Origin of the sequence: Thermosulfurimonas dismutans, assembly GCF_001652585.1 — a bacterium.
Taxonomy (GTDB): domain Bacteria; phylum Desulfobacterota; class Thermodesulfobacteria; order Thermodesulfobacteriales; family Thermodesulfobacteriaceae; genus Thermosulfurimonas; species Thermosulfurimonas dismutans.
This window is the reverse complement of record NZ_LWLG01000011.1, coordinates 1-14235: the sequence shown is the minus strand read 5'-3', so window position 1 is coordinate 14235 and position 14235 is coordinate 1. Positions and strand designations below refer to the sequence as shown.

Below are 14235 nucleotides of genomic sequence, written 5' to 3'. Positions count from 1 at the left end.
CCTTAAAACAGCCCTGGGATCTTCAATCCTCCGGTGATCTTGGCCATCTCCTCTTGAACCATCTCTTGCGAGCGCCGTAAGGCTTCGTTGACCGCGGCCACGATGAGGTCCTCGAGCATCTCCTTGTCGTCGGGATTCAGAACCTCGGGTTCGATCTTTAAGGAAACCAGTTCCTGACGACCGTTTACAACCGCGGTTACCATCCCGCCTCCGGCACTGGCCGAAATTGTCTTTTCAGCCAGCTCCTCCTGGAGCTCAGCCATCCTCTTCTGGATCTTCTGGACCTGTTTCATTAGCTGTTGCATCTGAGGTGGTATCATGTTTCACTCCTTTGATGGGGTTTTATCCAGGCTATTTTGCCCCCGAAAATGGCCAGAGCTTCTTTAACCTCCGGCCTTTCGAGAAGCTTCTCCCGGAAATTATGTTCTTCGGTTTTGGTTCTGATCTCTAGCTCGCGACCAGTTTTTTTGAAGACCAGCCCTTTGAGCCTTTCGCGGAGGTCTTCGTCTTCGAGTAGCCCCCCTGGGGGTACGGAGAGGACCAGACGATCGCCTTCTTCCAGGGGAGCCTCAAGAGTCGAGAGAAAAGCCGCTAAGGCCGGGCTTTCATTCTTTATTTCCGATAAGATCTCTTCCCATGAGAGGGAGGACTTTGGATAGGGGGATTTTTCACTCCGCCGGGAAACTCCAGTTTGTGCAGGAATCTCTGGATATTTTTCGGAAAGTTCTTTAAGTTTTTGAAAGATCTCCCTCAGAGAGACCACCTTTCCTATTTCGCAGATGCGGGCCAGGGTGAGCTCAAAGGAGAGATGGGGATAATGGCTACGCTTCAAGGCTTCCGTGCCTTTGAGGAGGTGCTGGAAGAGAAGGAGAGCCTCTTCGGTTTCCACGTCCATGGAAAACTCTCGCAGGAGAGCGGCTTCCGCCGGAGATAAATCTTCCTTCAGACCCTCGGGGCTTATCTTGAAGCTCAAAAGATTGCGGAAAAATTCTGTAAGGTTTTCAGAAAGATAGATCAGATCCACGCCCTTACGGTAGGCCTCCTCCGAAAGCCGGAAGACCTCCGCAAGATCCCGCCGAATTAAGGCCCGGGCGAGGGCTTCCACCATTTCGGTTTCCGCAAAGCCGAAGGCCTGAAGCAGTTCCTCTCTGGTTTTAACTCCATAGGCCAGAGCTTGATCTAAAAGCGAGAGGGCGTCACGAAGGCTTCCCTCGGACTCCCTGGCAATGAGGACCAGGGCCGTCTCCTCTATTTCCACGCCTTCACTAGTGCATATCTCTTTGAGATACTCCACCAGGGTATTTATCGGCAGGCGTTTGAAATCGTAACGCTGGCACCGGGAAAGAATGGTGACCGGGAGCCGGTGAGGCTCGGTAGTGGCCAGGATGAAGTACACATGAGGTGGAGGCTCCTCAAGAGATTTGAGTAAGGCGTTTGCGGCCTCACGGGTAAGCATGTGGGCCTCGTCTATGATGTAAACCTTGGCCCGGCCTCGGGTGGGCATGAACTTGAGGTTTTCCCGTAGTTGACGGATTTCATCTATTCCGCGGTTGGAAGCGGCATCTATTTCAATGACATCCATGGATCGACCTTCTGTGATCTCCCGACAGGGGATACAGGTGTTGCAAGGTTCATCAGGCTCCCCGTTTTCACAATTTAAGGCCTTGGCTACGATACGAGCGACCGTGGTTTTTCCCACCCCCCGTATACCGGAAAAAAGCAAGGCGTGAGCCAGGCGACCCATCCGCAGGGCGTTCTGCAGAGTGCGGACCACATGCGGTTGCCCCACCACCTCGGAGAACTTCTGCGGACGATATTTCCGGGCAAGCACTAGGTAGGCCATTTCAGGGTTTTATTTTAAACTTCTCTGAGGGGAAAACCAACCTGAAGGGAGGTAAAGTGCAGGCAAAGGCTCTGGCCTTCGTGGGCACCATGTCTTCGGTAGGGAAAAGTCTTCTTGTGGCCCTTGCCTGCCGATACTTCGCCAGTAAAGGGCTTCGGGTGGCCCCCTTCAAGGCCCAGAACATGTCCTTAAACGCACTCGCCACCGAGGAGGGGGAGATGGCTTGGGCCCAGGCCTATCAGGCCCTGGCTGCCGGCCGCAAACCCTCTGTACGCATGAACCCCCTGCTCTTGAAGCCCCTTGCCGAAAGAAAGGCCGAAATTATCTATTTGGGTCGCCCTCAGGGGGTGCTTCCTGCCGGAGAATTTAGGGAATTCCGCCGGGCCTACCGGGAGAGGGTTTTCGGTATCTTCGAGGAGCTTCTAGCCGAAAACGACCTCGTGGTGGTAGAAGGGGCCGGGGGTCTCGCAGAGCTCAACCTCTTAGAGGGGGATCTCGCTAACTACGAACTCCTCAAAACTTACCGCATACCTTATGTCCTCATCGGAGAAATAGATCGGGGTGGGATTTTCGCCCAGATCTGGGGTACCTATGAGCTGGTGTCGGAGCTTAAGGCCCAATCTATAGGCTTTGTGGTGAACAAGTTTCGGGGTGAACCGGCCCTCTTTGAGGAGGGGCTCAAGATCCTTGAGGAAAAAACCGGAAAACCGGCCTTGGGGCTTCTTCCCTATCTCTCCGAACATTTCCTTGAGGAGGATAGCGCCTCCCTTGAATTTTCAAACCGGGGATTTTCCGGTAATGGCCTGAAGGTGGCAGTCTTGGCCTATCCCTACCTCGCCAATTTTTTGGATCTTGACCCCTTAAGACACGAGGAAGGGGTAGAGCTACTCTTCACCACCGAGCCCCGGGTGCTCGCAGAGGCCCACCTCATTATCCTTCCGGGTTCTCGAAATACCGCCAAGAGCCTCCGTTGGCTTAAGGAAACCGGAGTCTTTGAGCTCCTCCGGGAGCTCTCCCGGGAGAAGTTCATTTTGGGTCTCTGTGGGGGGTTTCAGATTCTGGGGCGCCTAATTCGGGATCCTGAGGGCCTAGAATTTTCCGGAGAGGAGGAAGCCCTGGGCCTTCTGCCCCACGAGACTATCTTTCGGACCCCCAAGAGGGCTGGTCGTATTGAGGACCAACCGGATTTTCCTTTCTGGCGGACCTCTTTATCAGGTTTTGAGATCCGTTACGGCCGAAGCTTCCTCGATGGCCGGGAGATCCTCAGTCTTTCCGACGACCGAATTTTGGGGACTTACCTCCATGGAATCTTCTTTAATGATCGCTTTCGGGAGGCCCTTTTGAATTACATACGGCAAGCGGTTGGCCTTCCGGAAAGGCCTACCAGAGCCTACTCCGAAACCGTAACCGCTAATCTTGACCGGGTCTTCGAACACCCGGCCTTCCGGGACTTTTTTAAGCGGCTTGAAAAGCTGTTGTGAGGGGGCCTAAGCCCCCTTTTTTCTTACTTGATTTCGATAAACTTGGAACCTTCAGCCCAGCAAACCTTGCATTTGTCCGGTCTTGAGCCCTCCACGGTGTAACCGCAAACTGGGCAGACATAAATCTGATCCACGGGAGCGTCTTTTCCTTCCTTAATGTACATGAGGGCCCGTTCAAACATGGCCGCGTGCATCTTTTCGGCCTCGTTGGCGTAGAAGAAGCTCCGCTTGGCCTCTTGGTTACCCTCCTTCTCCGCGATCTCGATCATTTCCGGATACATGGTCTTGAATTCGTAGGTTTCACCATGTATGGCGGCCTGCACATTTTCGGCGGTGGACTTGATCCCCCCCATGGCCCGGAGGTGGTTCAGGGCGTGGATGGTCTCGGCCTCGGCCGCTGCCCGGAACATCTTGGCAATGCCGGGAAAGCCCTCTTCCTCGGCTTTCTTCGCAAAGGCCAAATACCTGCGGTTTGCCTGTGATTCCCCGGCAAAGGCCTCTTGCAGTTTTTCCTCAGACTTGCTCATGACATCCTCCTTATTTGAATTTTATTCCTAAATTTTAGGCTTAATTTCTAGCTATTGGCAAATAGCTAGATGCGTTCTAGGAAAAGCACTTGGGTTTTTCCCGGACTTTGGGTAAGGCCGACTTCGGGATAGGCTAGGAGGGCTTGAGGGGCAACAGGATATTCAAGATAACGAACACTTGCCGAACATCCTTCAAGTTCGAATATTTCGACTTCTTGAGGGCCGAAATCCCTCCATTCTTCAAGGATTTCTGATTGGTCAACGAGGAGGACTTCGGGAATTTCTGAAAGTGCCGGGACAAGCCTGGCCCAGGCGAGCATCCTTTCTGGGAGGGCGTGAAGTTTCCAGGAGGGCTCCCTGGTTTCCACCACCCAGCGCGTAAACCTTGTCTGGGGAAGATCCTCTCCTATGATCATACGGGAAAGGAGACGGCTTTTTTCTTCCAGGTTTTTGAGCTCGCGGTCCAGGGATTCTAGTTTCTGGTCCAGGCGCTCGGCAAGGGCCAAGACAATCCTGGCCGAAAGCATAGGATCTTCCCTTTTTTCTTCACCGAGAAGAGCCCTTTTAATGTCCGAAACGCTCTCCTCAAGAGGTTCTGAAAACCCTTTGAAAAGGGCCACATTCTCCGGAGTGCGCATCATGAGGCCCCATTCCTCGTAGCCCAAAACCAAGTCGAGAAAGGTTTTGAGTTTCTCTCCGAGAGGGGGAGGATAGAGGAACCTCACCCGGTCCTCTTCGGAGAGCTTTCGAGCCACGCCTTCGGGAGGATATTCCGCCGGCCGGAGCAGAACGAGCCGTTCTAATACCCGGAAGGCAAGCTCTGCAAGATCCTCCCGTAAATAGGTCTGGGGATAAAGAATGGCCTCTGAAAATCTGGTCATTTACCGAACCTCAGCCAGAGATCCCAGGCAATAGCCGCCAGGGAGCAAATAAATATTATCAGATAATTCCAGCGCTCTTTAGAGATTTTAACGCTTGATACGATGTAACGTAAGGCCTCGATGTCTGTAGAGGAAAGTTCCTCTCGTCTTTGCAGTTTTTCTAGGAGATTGAGTTCTTCAATGGTTCGGCGTCGACGGCCGGTAATATAAGCCCGGAACATAAAAAAGATCGTGTTTCCGCAGACCCCCAGATACCACAGAAAAGTTATGAGTTCAGGATTGTAGGCCTTGGCAATGAGAATAAGCCTGAGGGAAATGGAGCCGGTGAGTCCGATACCGAAGACCAGCCAGGTCACCCACTCCGGGAACCGATGGGGAACGTGAAAGGTTTCCCTGTCTTTCATTATTTTTCCAGTTTAATCGGGTGTCTTGCCTCGGCAAGGACCTCCTAGATCTCTAAGTTCTCCTTATGAAAAGATCCCTAGGTGTTAAAATTGGGATCGATGCCCGAGCTGTTAGAGCTTCCACTTTATCCTGAGCCCCGGGGGATCTTCCGGGTTTCGGCCTCGGCCGGGGCCGGAAAGACCTATCGTCTGGCCCTCCACTATCTGAGACTTCTTAAATCTCAGGGGTGCCCTTCGGAGGCAGGACTTTCCGGGATCGTGGCCTTGACCTTCACCAATCAGGCCGCGGCCGAGATGCGGGAACGCATCATCTACTTTCTCAAGAACATCGCCCTTTTCACGGATCTAGGAAAGAAACTATCGGCCGAGACCGGGCTGTTTCCCGAGGAGGCCGCCGCCTGGCTTGAGACCATCTTCAACCACTATCATGTGTTTCAGGTGCGGACCATTGATAGCCTCATCTTCACTCTCATCCGGGGTCTCGCCATAGAACTCGGCCTTCGTCCCGAGCTTTCGGCTGAGATTCGGGAAGACCTCTTTTTGAATAGAGCCTTCGATAGATTGCTTCTAAGGCTCCGGGAGGATCCGAAACTTGAGGAGGTCTTCGCCCGGGCCCTTTTCACCTTTCTTGAGATCGAGGGCCGGGGAGGTTTCAACCCCGAGAAACACTTTCGTCGGCGGATGCGGGAGATCTACGGCCTTCTAAGCCAGAGGGCAGGGGGCAGGCTTCTAGAAGCCCGGGATCCAGGCGAGGACCTCTCCGCACTCGAGGAGGAACTGCGGAGGCTTGGAAGGACCCTTTGTGAAAGGGTCCTTTCCGAAAGGGGAGAGTTCGCCTATCCTAGCTGGGAGACCTATATCCTTGATCCCCCCCGTTACTACTGGAGCAAGGTCTTTAAAAAAGATTCCTTCAGAGAGGTGCTTAAGGCCCGCTGCCGCAAACTCGCCGAGGCCTTGGATGGAGATTATCAGAAACTCAAAGGAAAACTTTCGATCTACCTTACTGCTAAAGCGCGGGCGGAGGTGGCTCCCTATGAGAGGCTCTTCCGGGAGCTTTCCGGAGAGCTCCTCTCTCTGAGAGAGGAGGAGGGGCTTCTTCAGGTGGGAAGCTGGACGGAATTGCTGGTGAGGTTTCTTTCCGAGAATCCCCCGCCCCTCATTTACCTTAAGATCGGAACCCGTATCAGGCATTTCCTGATTGACGAGTTCCAGGATACCAATCGCCTTCAGTGGCAGGCCCTTTATCCCCTGGTGGAAGAGGTTATCTCCTCAGGCGGTAGCCTTCTTTATGTGGGGGATGTGAAACAGGCCATATACATGTGGCGGGGTGGGGATCCGGCTCTCTTTTTTGAGGTTCCGCAAGGACTTCCGGGGGAGGTTTTTTCCGAAAGCCTGCCACACAATTTCCGTTCGGCCCAAAGGATCGTTGCGTTCAACAACCGTTTCTTCTCCACTTTAGTCGAGCGGGCCCACGAGGTGGTGCGCAAACTCCTGCACGGGAGAAAACCTCCGAAAGACTGCGAGGTCTCCGAGGAGTTGGCCTCAAAGTTGGAAACGGCCTTCTCCGATCTTGAGCAGGAGATCCTTTCCGAAGCCCCGGAGGGGGAGGTGGAGATCGTTACCGTGCCTTCGGATGAGGACCGGGAAAGGTTCCGGGAGGGGATCTTTGAGAAGCTTGCAGAGCTTATCCCCGGACTTTACGAGACCTATGTGAGGACCGGGGGGACGGTGGCGATCCTGGTAAGGGAAAACCGGGAGGCCGAAGAGATTGCCACTTTCCTTTTCGAAAGGGGGATCCCGGCGGTAACCGATCGGGCCCTGAGGCTCGAAAATTCTCCCCTCGTAAAGGGCATCCTATCCCTCCTCCAGTACCTCAATTACCCTGAGGACGAGACCGCCCTGGCCGGTTTTCTGAAAAGCCCCCTTCCAGAAAGAGGTGAGGGGCTCCTAGAGGCCTATCTTGCGGAGAAGAGAAATGGGGCCCCCGGTCTCAAGGCCTATCTCGAGGCGAGGGCCGAAGCCCTGGTTGACCTTCTTGATGGGCTTTCCCGCGACCTCGAGCGTTTATCCCTCTATGAGTTGGTACAGGCCATCGTGGAGAGGTTCCGCCTCAGGGAGCGTTTCCCAGAGGAAGATCTTTATCTTTCGAGGTTTCTCACCGCGGTCCTGAGATATGAAGAGGAGGCCCTGAGTCTTTCGGATTTTCTTGCCCTCTGGGAGGAAGAGGGGCTTGAGGAGAAAGTGGGGCTGCCGCGCGAGCTTCAGGCTGTGAGGGTTTTTACCATCCACGCCGCCAAAGGACTTGAGTTTTCCGCGGTGGTGGTGCCTTACCTTACCTGGGGGCCCAAGGGGAAGGACGAACTCGTGGTTACGGAAAGAGGGCTCATTCGGGCCCGTAGGGAGTCCTCCGAGGAGGTCTCCCGGGCCAAACTGAGGGAGAAAGGGCGGGAGGTGCTCGAGAGCCTTAATCTCCTCTATGTGGCCTTTACCCGCCCGCGGGAGAGACTTTATATCTTCCTCCCAGAAAAGACCAGATACTACACCGTTGGATCCGTGGTAAGAGATATTCTTGGAAAATGAGGGTTCGTATTTTTCAGCAAAGACGGGCGCTTAAGGTGCTCGGGGAGATGGATCGGGAGCGAGTCCTGGGGGAGATGGCCCATCTGGCCCTTTATTTTCTTCCGGCCTTCAGTGGAGTTCGCGAGGAGGTCGAGGAGGCCGTAAGGCGGGCCCTTGCCCTCTACCCCGAACCTTTGACGGAGAGGGAGACCTATTTCAGGGAGCTTACGGAGATTCTTTTTTCCGCTCTCAGCCTCCCGGCGGCAAGGCCCTTCTTTAGCCCGGGTTTGAGGGACCTCCGCGAACACCCCTTCGTGACCGTGGGAGAAAACGGTCCCGAGGGGCACCGGCCGGACCGTATCGTGTTTTTGCCCGAGGGTCCGGTGGTGTTGGAGTACAAACTCTCCGGCCCGAGCACCGAACATGAAAAACAGGTGCGGGAGTACCTCAGGGGACTTTCCGCGATATGGGGATCTCCGGTAAGGGGCTATCTTTTTTATTTGAGACCACCTGAACTCAGGGAGGTTCCTCTTTGAGGCCCGCCTATTTCATTCCGCCTGAGGCCGGTTTTTTGAAGACCCTGGCTGGGGAGCTCGCCGCCAGACACGGCCGTGAACTCGCCCGGGTGACCGTAGTCCTTCCTACCCGCCGGGCGGCCCTCTACCTGAGGTATTATCTCTACCATAACCTGAGAGGTCCCTTCCTTTCTCCGCGGATCTACGCCTTCTCGGATCTGGTGAACGAGCTTGCGGTAAGACTCGACCCCCGGCCGGTGATCCCTCCGGCCGAGAGGGCCTGGTGGCTCTATGCCATCGTGAGGGATTCCCCGGTTTTTTCCCGGACAGCCGAAAGTTTTGACCGTTTTTTGCCCTGGGGGATCAGGCTTTCGGAGGTCCTGGAGGAATTCGAGAAGGAAATGGTCCCGGTAAAAGATCTGCTCTATCCCCCGGAGGACCTTCCACAGGAGGCCCGAAATCTTCTCGCCCATCTTTCGGAAGTGGCCACCCGCTACCGGAAGCTCCTGAGAGAGAAGGGCTTTACCACTCCGGCCGAAAGGTTGCGGCTCCTTGCGGAAAGGATTGAGGAATGCTTCTCCCCGGATGGGCCCTGTTATCTTTGCGGGTTTGCGGCCCTATCCCGTGCCGAGGCGGAGGTCTTCCGGGCATTTATCTCCGCCGGAGCCGAGGTCTTTTTCGAAGGCCGCCCCGAGGACATTCCGGATTTTCTGGAGGAGACCCTTTCTCGTCTCGGACTTGACCCTGTGCCTTTTAAGAAATTTCCGGTCAGGCGCCCGCGGATAACCTTCCGGGTAGCCGCGGATGTGCATCAGGAATGCCGGGCGGCGGCCGATCTCCTTCCTAAAAAGATCCTCACCCCGGACGAAGTCCTGATCCTCCTTCCCGTGGCCGGTCACCTCCTGCCGCTCCTATACAGTCTTCCCGAGAGTCTTCCTGTGAACATCACCCTGGGATACCCGGTAAAACGCTCTCTTCCGGCCTCCTTCCTTCTGCTCCTTATGGAACTTCACGAAAAGCGCCTCGGGGAACGCTATCCCGTGATGACCTATCTGGCCCTGCTAAAACACCCTTACATCCGGGGAAGCTTTGTGGCCCTAAAGGCCCGGGAAAAGTCCCTTGAGGCCCTCCTCAGGGAACACGGAAGTCCCTACCTGTCCCTTTTCGAGATCGAGGAGCTTGCCGGTGGAGACCAGGCCCTTGAGGATTTCCACCGGCGATTTATTCGGCCGCTTGCAGTGGTGAACACCCCCCGGAGGTTTGCGGAGGTCCTCTTTGAGATCCTTGAGAGGGTAGTTGCGCCCCGGAGGGAAAGGTTGCGCGAGGCCCGCGATAACCAGGACATCCTGGCCCGGCACTTTCTTTACGCCCTAGAGTCCGAGATCCTGCCCCTCTTTGCGGCCTCTTCCTTCGCGGACGAACCCCTCAAACCCGAGACCCTTTTCAGACTTTTCCGAGAACTACTCTCAGGCCTCAAGGCCCCCTTTGAGGGAGATCCCCTCTGTGGTCTTCAGGTGATGGGGCTCCTTGAGACCCGTCTGCTTTCCTTCAGGAAGGTCATCGTGCTTGACGCCAATGAGGGGTCGCTCCCTTCTCCGGAGGAGATAAACCCCCTTCTTCCAGAGGGGGTGAGGCCGGCCCTTTCGCTTCCACCCCGTTCGAGGCAGGAGGCCTTGGAGAGATATCACTTCCGGCGTCTAATTGCGGCCGCCCGGGAGGTGGATATTTTCTATCTCTCGGTTACGGAGACCTCCGCAAGACGCCCTCCTCAGGTGAGAAGCCGTTATGTGGAGGCCCTTCTCTGGGAAGAGGAACGCCGGCGGAAGAGGCTCTTTACGGAAAACGACGAACTTTTGAAGCATCTTCCCCTGTTCTTAAAACCCCGGAGCCCGGAGACCGCGATTCCGCGGGGACGGGCTGAGCGAGAGGAGATAGAGCGCATCCTTTTCGAAAGGGAGATCAGTGCTACCTTCTTAGAGACCTATCTGGAGTGCCCGGCGCGGTTCTATTTCCGGTACCTCCTTGAACTTAAACCCCCGGCCCGGATTACGGACTACGACGCCGCTGAGCTCGGAACCGTCATACACGCCGTGCTCGAGAGATACTTCAAGCCTTTTGAGGGACGCCACTATGAACCTCGTCGGGACAATGACCCCGAACGGCTGCTTGCGCTTTTCCGCGAAGAGTTTGAAAGAAGTGTCCTTTCCCGGAGGCTCGGTCCGGAAAGGAGATTTTTCATTACCCGAACCGCGGAGTTCCGCCTCAAGCGCTATCTAGAGGTCCTGAGGGAGATACCGGTCTTCAGGATCGTCTCTTTGGAGAGGTCGGTAAGGAGAGAACACCCCTCCCTGGGCCTCAAATTCTACGGACGGCTTGACCGGGTGGACGAATTCGAGAGTGGTCTGGTGATCCTGGACTACAAGACCGGGGGCAGCGTCCGGTCGCTTAGCCTGAAGCGTCTGCGGGAGTTGCTCGAGGAGGATTTCTCGGCTCCGCCTACCCTGGAGGGACTCTCGGCCCTGAGAGAGAGGATGCCGGATCTCCAGCTCCTTCTCTATCTCTTCCTCAAGGAGGAGGCCCAGGACGCGGCCTATGTCCAGCTTGCCAGCGGAAAGGACCGGGAGCTCTTCAAACCGCTCCTTTACCGGGCGCCCTTTAATACCAGAGACGGGGGGCTTTCCGAGGAGGATCTCTTACGCCTGCGGGGAGAAGTCTTCCCCAGGCTTCTGACTCTTCTTATAGAGCACATGTTATCTGCGGAGGCCTTCTTTATTCCGGAGAAACCGCCCGGCTGCCGCTTCTGCGACTATCTCTACGCCTGCCCGGGGCGGAAACCGGTTTAGATATAAAATCCGCGCCGTAGTTTTTCGGCCTCTACCCCAAAGAGGATGGCGGCCTCGGAAAGGGTCCTACGCAGGGGACCTTCGGGAAGATGGGAAAGAAGCTCGTCAAGCTGTCTGGCCCTCTCAGAGAGGATGTCCGCCAGGGTTTCGGCCTGACTACGAGAGATTGGATCCTCGGAGAGGCGATCTAGGAGAGGGAGCATCTCCTCCACCAGGGCCACGGCTTGGGAGAAGTCCTCCCGCGAGGCCTCGTTCCGGGAGAGGGCCTCCCTGAAATAGACCTCAAAGTTTTTTTCTACTTTGCCGGTCTTCCGGCCCGGGGTAAAATCTAAAGGAGCGTTGGGGTCCCAAAATATTTTCATGGCCGATCTCCTTGTCTTTAATCCTAAATACTTTTTCGGAAGGAGGCAAGAAAACATGAAACCCTATTTGAAAGGGTTGTTTCTCCTGCTGGTCCTGCCCCTCCTCTGGAGTTGCGGAGCGGCGGTGGTGGCTGGTGGAGCTACCGCTGGTTACAAGGTGGCCACCGATCCCCGCTCGGTAGGGACCCAGACGGACGATGCCACTATCACGGCTCGGGTAAAGATGGCCCTGATAAAAGACCCGGTGACCAAGGCCCGTAAGATTGATGTGGATACCGTGAACGGGATCGTGACTCTTACCGGGATGGTAGAGACCGAGGCCGAAAGAAAGAAGGCCGAAGAGGTGGCTAAGAGGGTAAATGGGGTAAGGGGCGTAAGGAACAACCTGATGGTGGGGCACCGGAGTTTCGGACGGAGCCTGGATGACAAGCTCCTTACCGCCCGTATCAAGACCAAGCTCATTGCCGAACCCGGTATTCGTTCCCTTTCGATTGATGTAGACACGGTAAACGGCGTGGTTACCCTTACCGGTATGGTAAAAAGTGAAGAGCAACGCCGGCGGGTGCTTGAAATCGTCCGGACTACCAAAGGGGTAAAGGACGTCGTTGACAATCTTACCATAGAGAACGAACCGTGAGTGTCTATCCGGAGACTTTTGATGTCATAGTGATTGGTGCCGGGCACGCCGGTATTGAGGCCGCGCTTGCGGCCTCGCGGATGGGCTGCCGGGTGCTGGTCCTTACCGTGAACCTAGAGCGCATCGGGGCCATGAGCTGCAACCCGGCCATCGGTGGGCTGGCCAAGGGACATCTCGTAAAAGAGATCGACGCCCTTGGCGGGGAGATGGCCCGGGCTATCGACGAGACAGGGATCCAGTTTCGGAAGCTCAACACCCGGAAGGGACCGGCGGTGAGGGCCACCCGAGCCCAGGCCGACCGCATGCGCTACCAGGCCCGCATGAAACGGGTGCTAGAGAGAGCTCCTCGTGTGACCGTGAAGCAGGCTATGGTCTCCCGCCTTCTGGTGCGCGACCGGAGGATCTATGGCGTCGAGACCAGGGTAGGGGAGGTCTATCATGGAAAGACCGTGGTGGTGACCACCGGGACCTTCCTGCGCGGCCTCATACATATCGGTCTTGAACACTTTGCGGCCGGCCGAATGGGAGATCCGCCCTCGAATCGCCTCTCGGAGTGTCTCCGGGAACTGGGTTTTGAGATAGGCCGGCTCAAGACTGGAACCTGTCCCCGCCTTGACGGCCGAACCATAGATTATTCTCGGCTTGAGATCCAGTGGGGGGACGATCCTCCGCCACTTTTCTCCTTTCGCAATAAGGGCAAAAGGCCGCCGCTTCCCCAGGTGCCCTGTTTCATTACCTATACCACCCCGGAGACCCACGAGATCATAAAGGGAGGCGTAGATCGCTCCCCTCTTTTCACCGGGATCATAAAAGGGGTGGGAGCCCGTTATTGTCCTTCCATAGAGGACAAGGTCTTCCGGTTCCCGGACCGGGAAAGACACCAGGTTTTTCTCGAGCCCGAGGGGCTTGATACGGTAGAAGTTTATCCCAATGGGATTAGCACTAGTCTCCCGGTGGATGTGCAGTGGCGGATGGTGAGAAGTATTCCGGGGCTTGAAAAGGCCGAAATTCTAAGACCCGGCTATGCCATCGAATACGACTATGTTGATCCCATCCAGCTCAAACACACCTTGGAGACCAAGCTCGTCGCGGGGCTCTTCCTTGCGGGCCAGATCAACGGGACCTCGGGTTACGAGGAGGCCGCGGCCCAGGGCATCATCGCCGGCATCAACGCTGCCCTCTATGTCCGGGAAGAAGAGCCCTTCGTGCTCGATCGTTCGCAGGCCTATATCGGGGTCCTCATAGACGATCTCGTGACCAAGGGCACCAAGGAACCATACCGCATGTTCACTTCCCGGGCCGAGTACCGGCTTCTTCTTCGAGAGGACAACGCGGACTTGAGGCTTATGCCCCTTGCCAGAAGGCTCGGTCTCATCTCCGATGAAGACTGGGCCCGGTTCGAGCGCAAAAAGACCTTGCTAGAGAAAGGGTTCCGGTTACTTCGCGAGATCAAGGTCCGGCCGGAGGAGGTAAACAGTGTCCTCGAGTCCATAGGGAGCGCCCCCCTCAGGGAGTCGGTAAAACTCTACGATCTCCTTAGGCGTCCCGATGTCCCCCTCGAAAGGATAGTTCCTCTCTATCCCGAGCTTGGGGAACTTCCCGGAGAGGTCCTTGAAGAGCTTGAAATCGAAACCAAGTATGCGGGCTACATCGAGCGGCAACGAGCAGAGGTGGAGCGTTTCCGGCGCTGGGAGCATATGCGCCTCCCTGAGGATCTCGACTATTGGAAGATCCCCGGGCTTTCAAACGAGGTCCGGGAAAAGCTCTCCAAGGTGAGACCGGCCTCTTTCGGACAGGCCTTAAGGATTTCCGGGGTCACGCCGGCGGCCATCGCGGCCATCCAGGTCTACCTCCGCAAACATGGTTATAGAATTTGAGATCTAAATCGGTATAATTAATTCCATGGGCCGAAAAGAGGATAAACTTTTGGACGAAAACCAGGTTAAAGAGACTCTTCCGGTTTTAGCTGAGGAAAAGGAGGGTCTGCCTTCTTCGGTTGACCCCCTTCAGCGGTATCTGGCCGAGATAAGCAAGTTTCCGCTCCTTTCTCGGGAAGAGGAAGAACGCATCGCCAAGGAATATTATGAGACCAGGGATCCCCGTCTGGCCTATAAACTGGTGACTTCCAATTTGCGGCTGGTAGTAAAGATCGCCCTTGAGTTTCAGCACTTCTGGAACCGGAA

Annotated in this window: 13 protein-coding genes; 7 read left to right on the top strand and 6 right to left on the bottom strand. The window is 55.8% G+C overall.

The features are described 5' to 3' along the window. Positions 1-2: 2 nt before the first annotated feature. Both TDIS_RS07240 and dnaX read right to left on the bottom strand, forming a co-directional pair. Positions 3-320: a YbaB/EbfC family nucleoid-associated protein gene (locus TDIS_RS07240; RefSeq protein ID WP_068670827.1), complete on the bottom strand. Its 318-nt coding sequence runs from the start codon at positions 318-320 to the stop codon at positions 3-5. After that, positions 317-1843 (bottom strand): DNA polymerase III subunit gamma/tau, encoded by a 1527-nt coding sequence (dnaX, locus tag TDIS_RS07235; protein ID WP_068670825.1) that lies wholly within the window; start codon positions 1841-1843, stop codon positions 317-319. The genes TDIS_RS07240 and dnaX overlap by 4 nt, the downstream gene beginning before the upstream one ends. Positions 1844-1899: 56 nt before the next feature. Between dnaX and TDIS_RS07230 the strand changes: the two genes are divergently transcribed. Next, positions 1900-3324: a cobyric acid synthase gene (locus tag TDIS_RS07230; protein ID WP_068670823.1), complete on the top strand. Its 1425-nt coding sequence runs from the start codon at positions 1900-1902 to the stop codon at positions 3322-3324. A 23-nt stretch (positions 3325-3347) separates the two neighbouring features. Here the strand turns inward: TDIS_RS07230 and TDIS_RS07225 are convergent, their stop codons facing one another. The 3 genes from TDIS_RS07225 to TDIS_RS07215 form a co-directional block, all read right to left on the bottom strand. After that, complete coding sequence (locus TDIS_RS07225; RefSeq protein ID WP_068670821.1) at positions 3348-3851, bottom strand: rubrerythrin family protein; 504 nt, start codon at positions 3849-3851, stop codon at positions 3348-3350. A gap of 65 nt (positions 3852-3916) precedes the next feature. Then, a complete protein-coding gene (locus TDIS_RS07220; protein ID WP_068670820.1) occupies positions 3917-4732 on the bottom strand; it encodes a hypothetical protein in 816 nt (271 codons plus the stop codon). Beyond that, positions 4729-5136 (bottom strand): hypothetical protein, encoded by a 408-nt coding sequence (locus TDIS_RS07215; RefSeq protein ID WP_068670818.1) that lies wholly within the window; start codon positions 5134-5136, stop codon positions 4729-4731. Before TDIS_RS07215 ends, TDIS_RS07220 begins: the two co-directional genes overlap by 4 nt. 99 nt (positions 5137-5235) lie before the next feature. Here TDIS_RS07215 and TDIS_RS07210 point away from each other — a divergent pair, with 99 nt between their 5' ends. From TDIS_RS07210 to TDIS_RS07200, 3 genes are read left to right on the top strand one after another with little or no spacing between them, the layout of a single operon-like run. Beyond that, positions 5236-7716, top strand: a complete 2481-nt coding sequence (locus TDIS_RS07210) for a UvrD-helicase domain-containing protein (RefSeq protein ID WP_068670816.1) — start codon at positions 5236-5238, stop codon at positions 7714-7716. Next, complete coding sequence (locus tag TDIS_RS07205) at positions 7713-8231, top strand: PD-(D/E)XK nuclease family protein (RefSeq protein WP_068670814.1); 519 nt, start codon at positions 7713-7715, stop codon at positions 8229-8231. The genes TDIS_RS07210 and TDIS_RS07205 overlap by 4 nt, the downstream gene beginning before the upstream one ends. Next, on the top strand, positions 8228-11053 hold the full coding sequence (locus TDIS_RS07200; protein WP_068670812.1) for a PD-(D/E)XK nuclease family protein: 2826 nt from the start codon (positions 8228-8230) through the stop codon (positions 11051-11053). The genes TDIS_RS07205 and TDIS_RS07200 overlap by 4 nt, the downstream gene beginning before the upstream one ends. Here TDIS_RS07200 and TDIS_RS07195 read toward each other — a convergent pair. After that, the gene (locus tag TDIS_RS07195) at positions 11050-11415 is read right to left on the bottom strand and encodes a hypothetical protein (RefSeq protein WP_068670809.1); all 366 of its coding nucleotides are present in this window, start codon (positions 11413-11415) and stop codon (positions 11050-11052) included. The genes TDIS_RS07200 and TDIS_RS07195 overlap by 4 nt on opposite strands. Before the next feature lie 55 nt (positions 11416-11470). On the opposite strand from TDIS_RS07195, the gene TDIS_RS07190 reads away from it, so the two are divergent. The 3 genes from TDIS_RS07190 to TDIS_RS07180 form a co-directional block, all read left to right on the top strand. After that, on the top strand, positions 11471-12052 hold the full coding sequence (locus tag TDIS_RS07190; RefSeq protein WP_068670929.1) for a BON domain-containing protein: 582 nt from the start codon (positions 11471-11473) through the stop codon (positions 12050-12052). Next, positions 12049-13929, top strand: coding sequence for a tRNA uridine-5-carboxymethylaminomethyl(34) synthesis enzyme MnmG (gene mnmG / locus TDIS_RS07185; RefSeq protein WP_068670807.1), 1881 nt, complete (start codon positions 12049-12051; stop codon positions 13927-13929). Before TDIS_RS07190 ends, mnmG begins: the two co-directional genes overlap by 4 nt. A gap of 49 nt (positions 13930-13978) precedes the next feature. Further along, a partial coding sequence (locus tag TDIS_RS07180) for a sigma-70 factor domain-containing protein (protein WP_279614540.1) occupies positions 13979-14235 on the top strand: 257 nt, incomplete at its 3' end.

Excerpts from the sequence above, each read along its gene's own strand:
- TDIS_RS07210 (WP_068670816.1), top strand. The coding sequence starts at position 5,236 with ATGCCCGAGCTGTTAGAGCTTCCACTTTATCCTGAGCCCCGGGGGATC.
- TDIS_RS07190 (WP_068670929.1), top strand. The coding sequence starts at position 11,471 with ATGAAACCCTATTTGAAAGGGTTGTTTCTCCTGCTGGTCCTGCCCCTC.
- TDIS_RS07220 (WP_068670820.1), bottom strand. The coding sequence starts at position 4,732 with ATGACCAGATTTTCAGAGGCCATTCTTTATCCCCAGACCTATTTACGG.
- TDIS_RS07225 (WP_068670821.1), bottom strand. The coding sequence starts at position 3,851 with ATGAGCAAGTCTGAGGAAAAACTGCAAGAGGCCTTTGCCGGGGAATCA.
- TDIS_RS07205 (WP_068670814.1), top strand. The coding sequence starts at position 7,713 with ATGAGGGTTCGTATTTTTCAGCAAAGACGGGCGCTTAAGGTGCTCGGG.
- TDIS_RS07240 (WP_068670827.1), bottom strand. The coding sequence starts at position 320 with ATGATACCACCTCAGATGCAACAGCTAATGAAACAGGTCCAGAAGATC.
- TDIS_RS07215 (WP_068670818.1), bottom strand. The coding sequence starts at position 5,136 with ATGAAAGACAGGGAAACCTTTCACGTTCCCCATCGGTTCCCGGAGTGG.
- dnaX (WP_068670825.1), bottom strand. The coding sequence starts at position 1,843 with ATGGCCTACCTAGTGCTTGCCCGGAAATATCGTCCGCAGAAGTTCTCC.
- TDIS_RS07195 (WP_068670809.1), bottom strand. The coding sequence starts at position 11,415 with ATGAAAATATTTTGGGACCCCAACGCTCCTTTAGATTTTACCCCGGGC.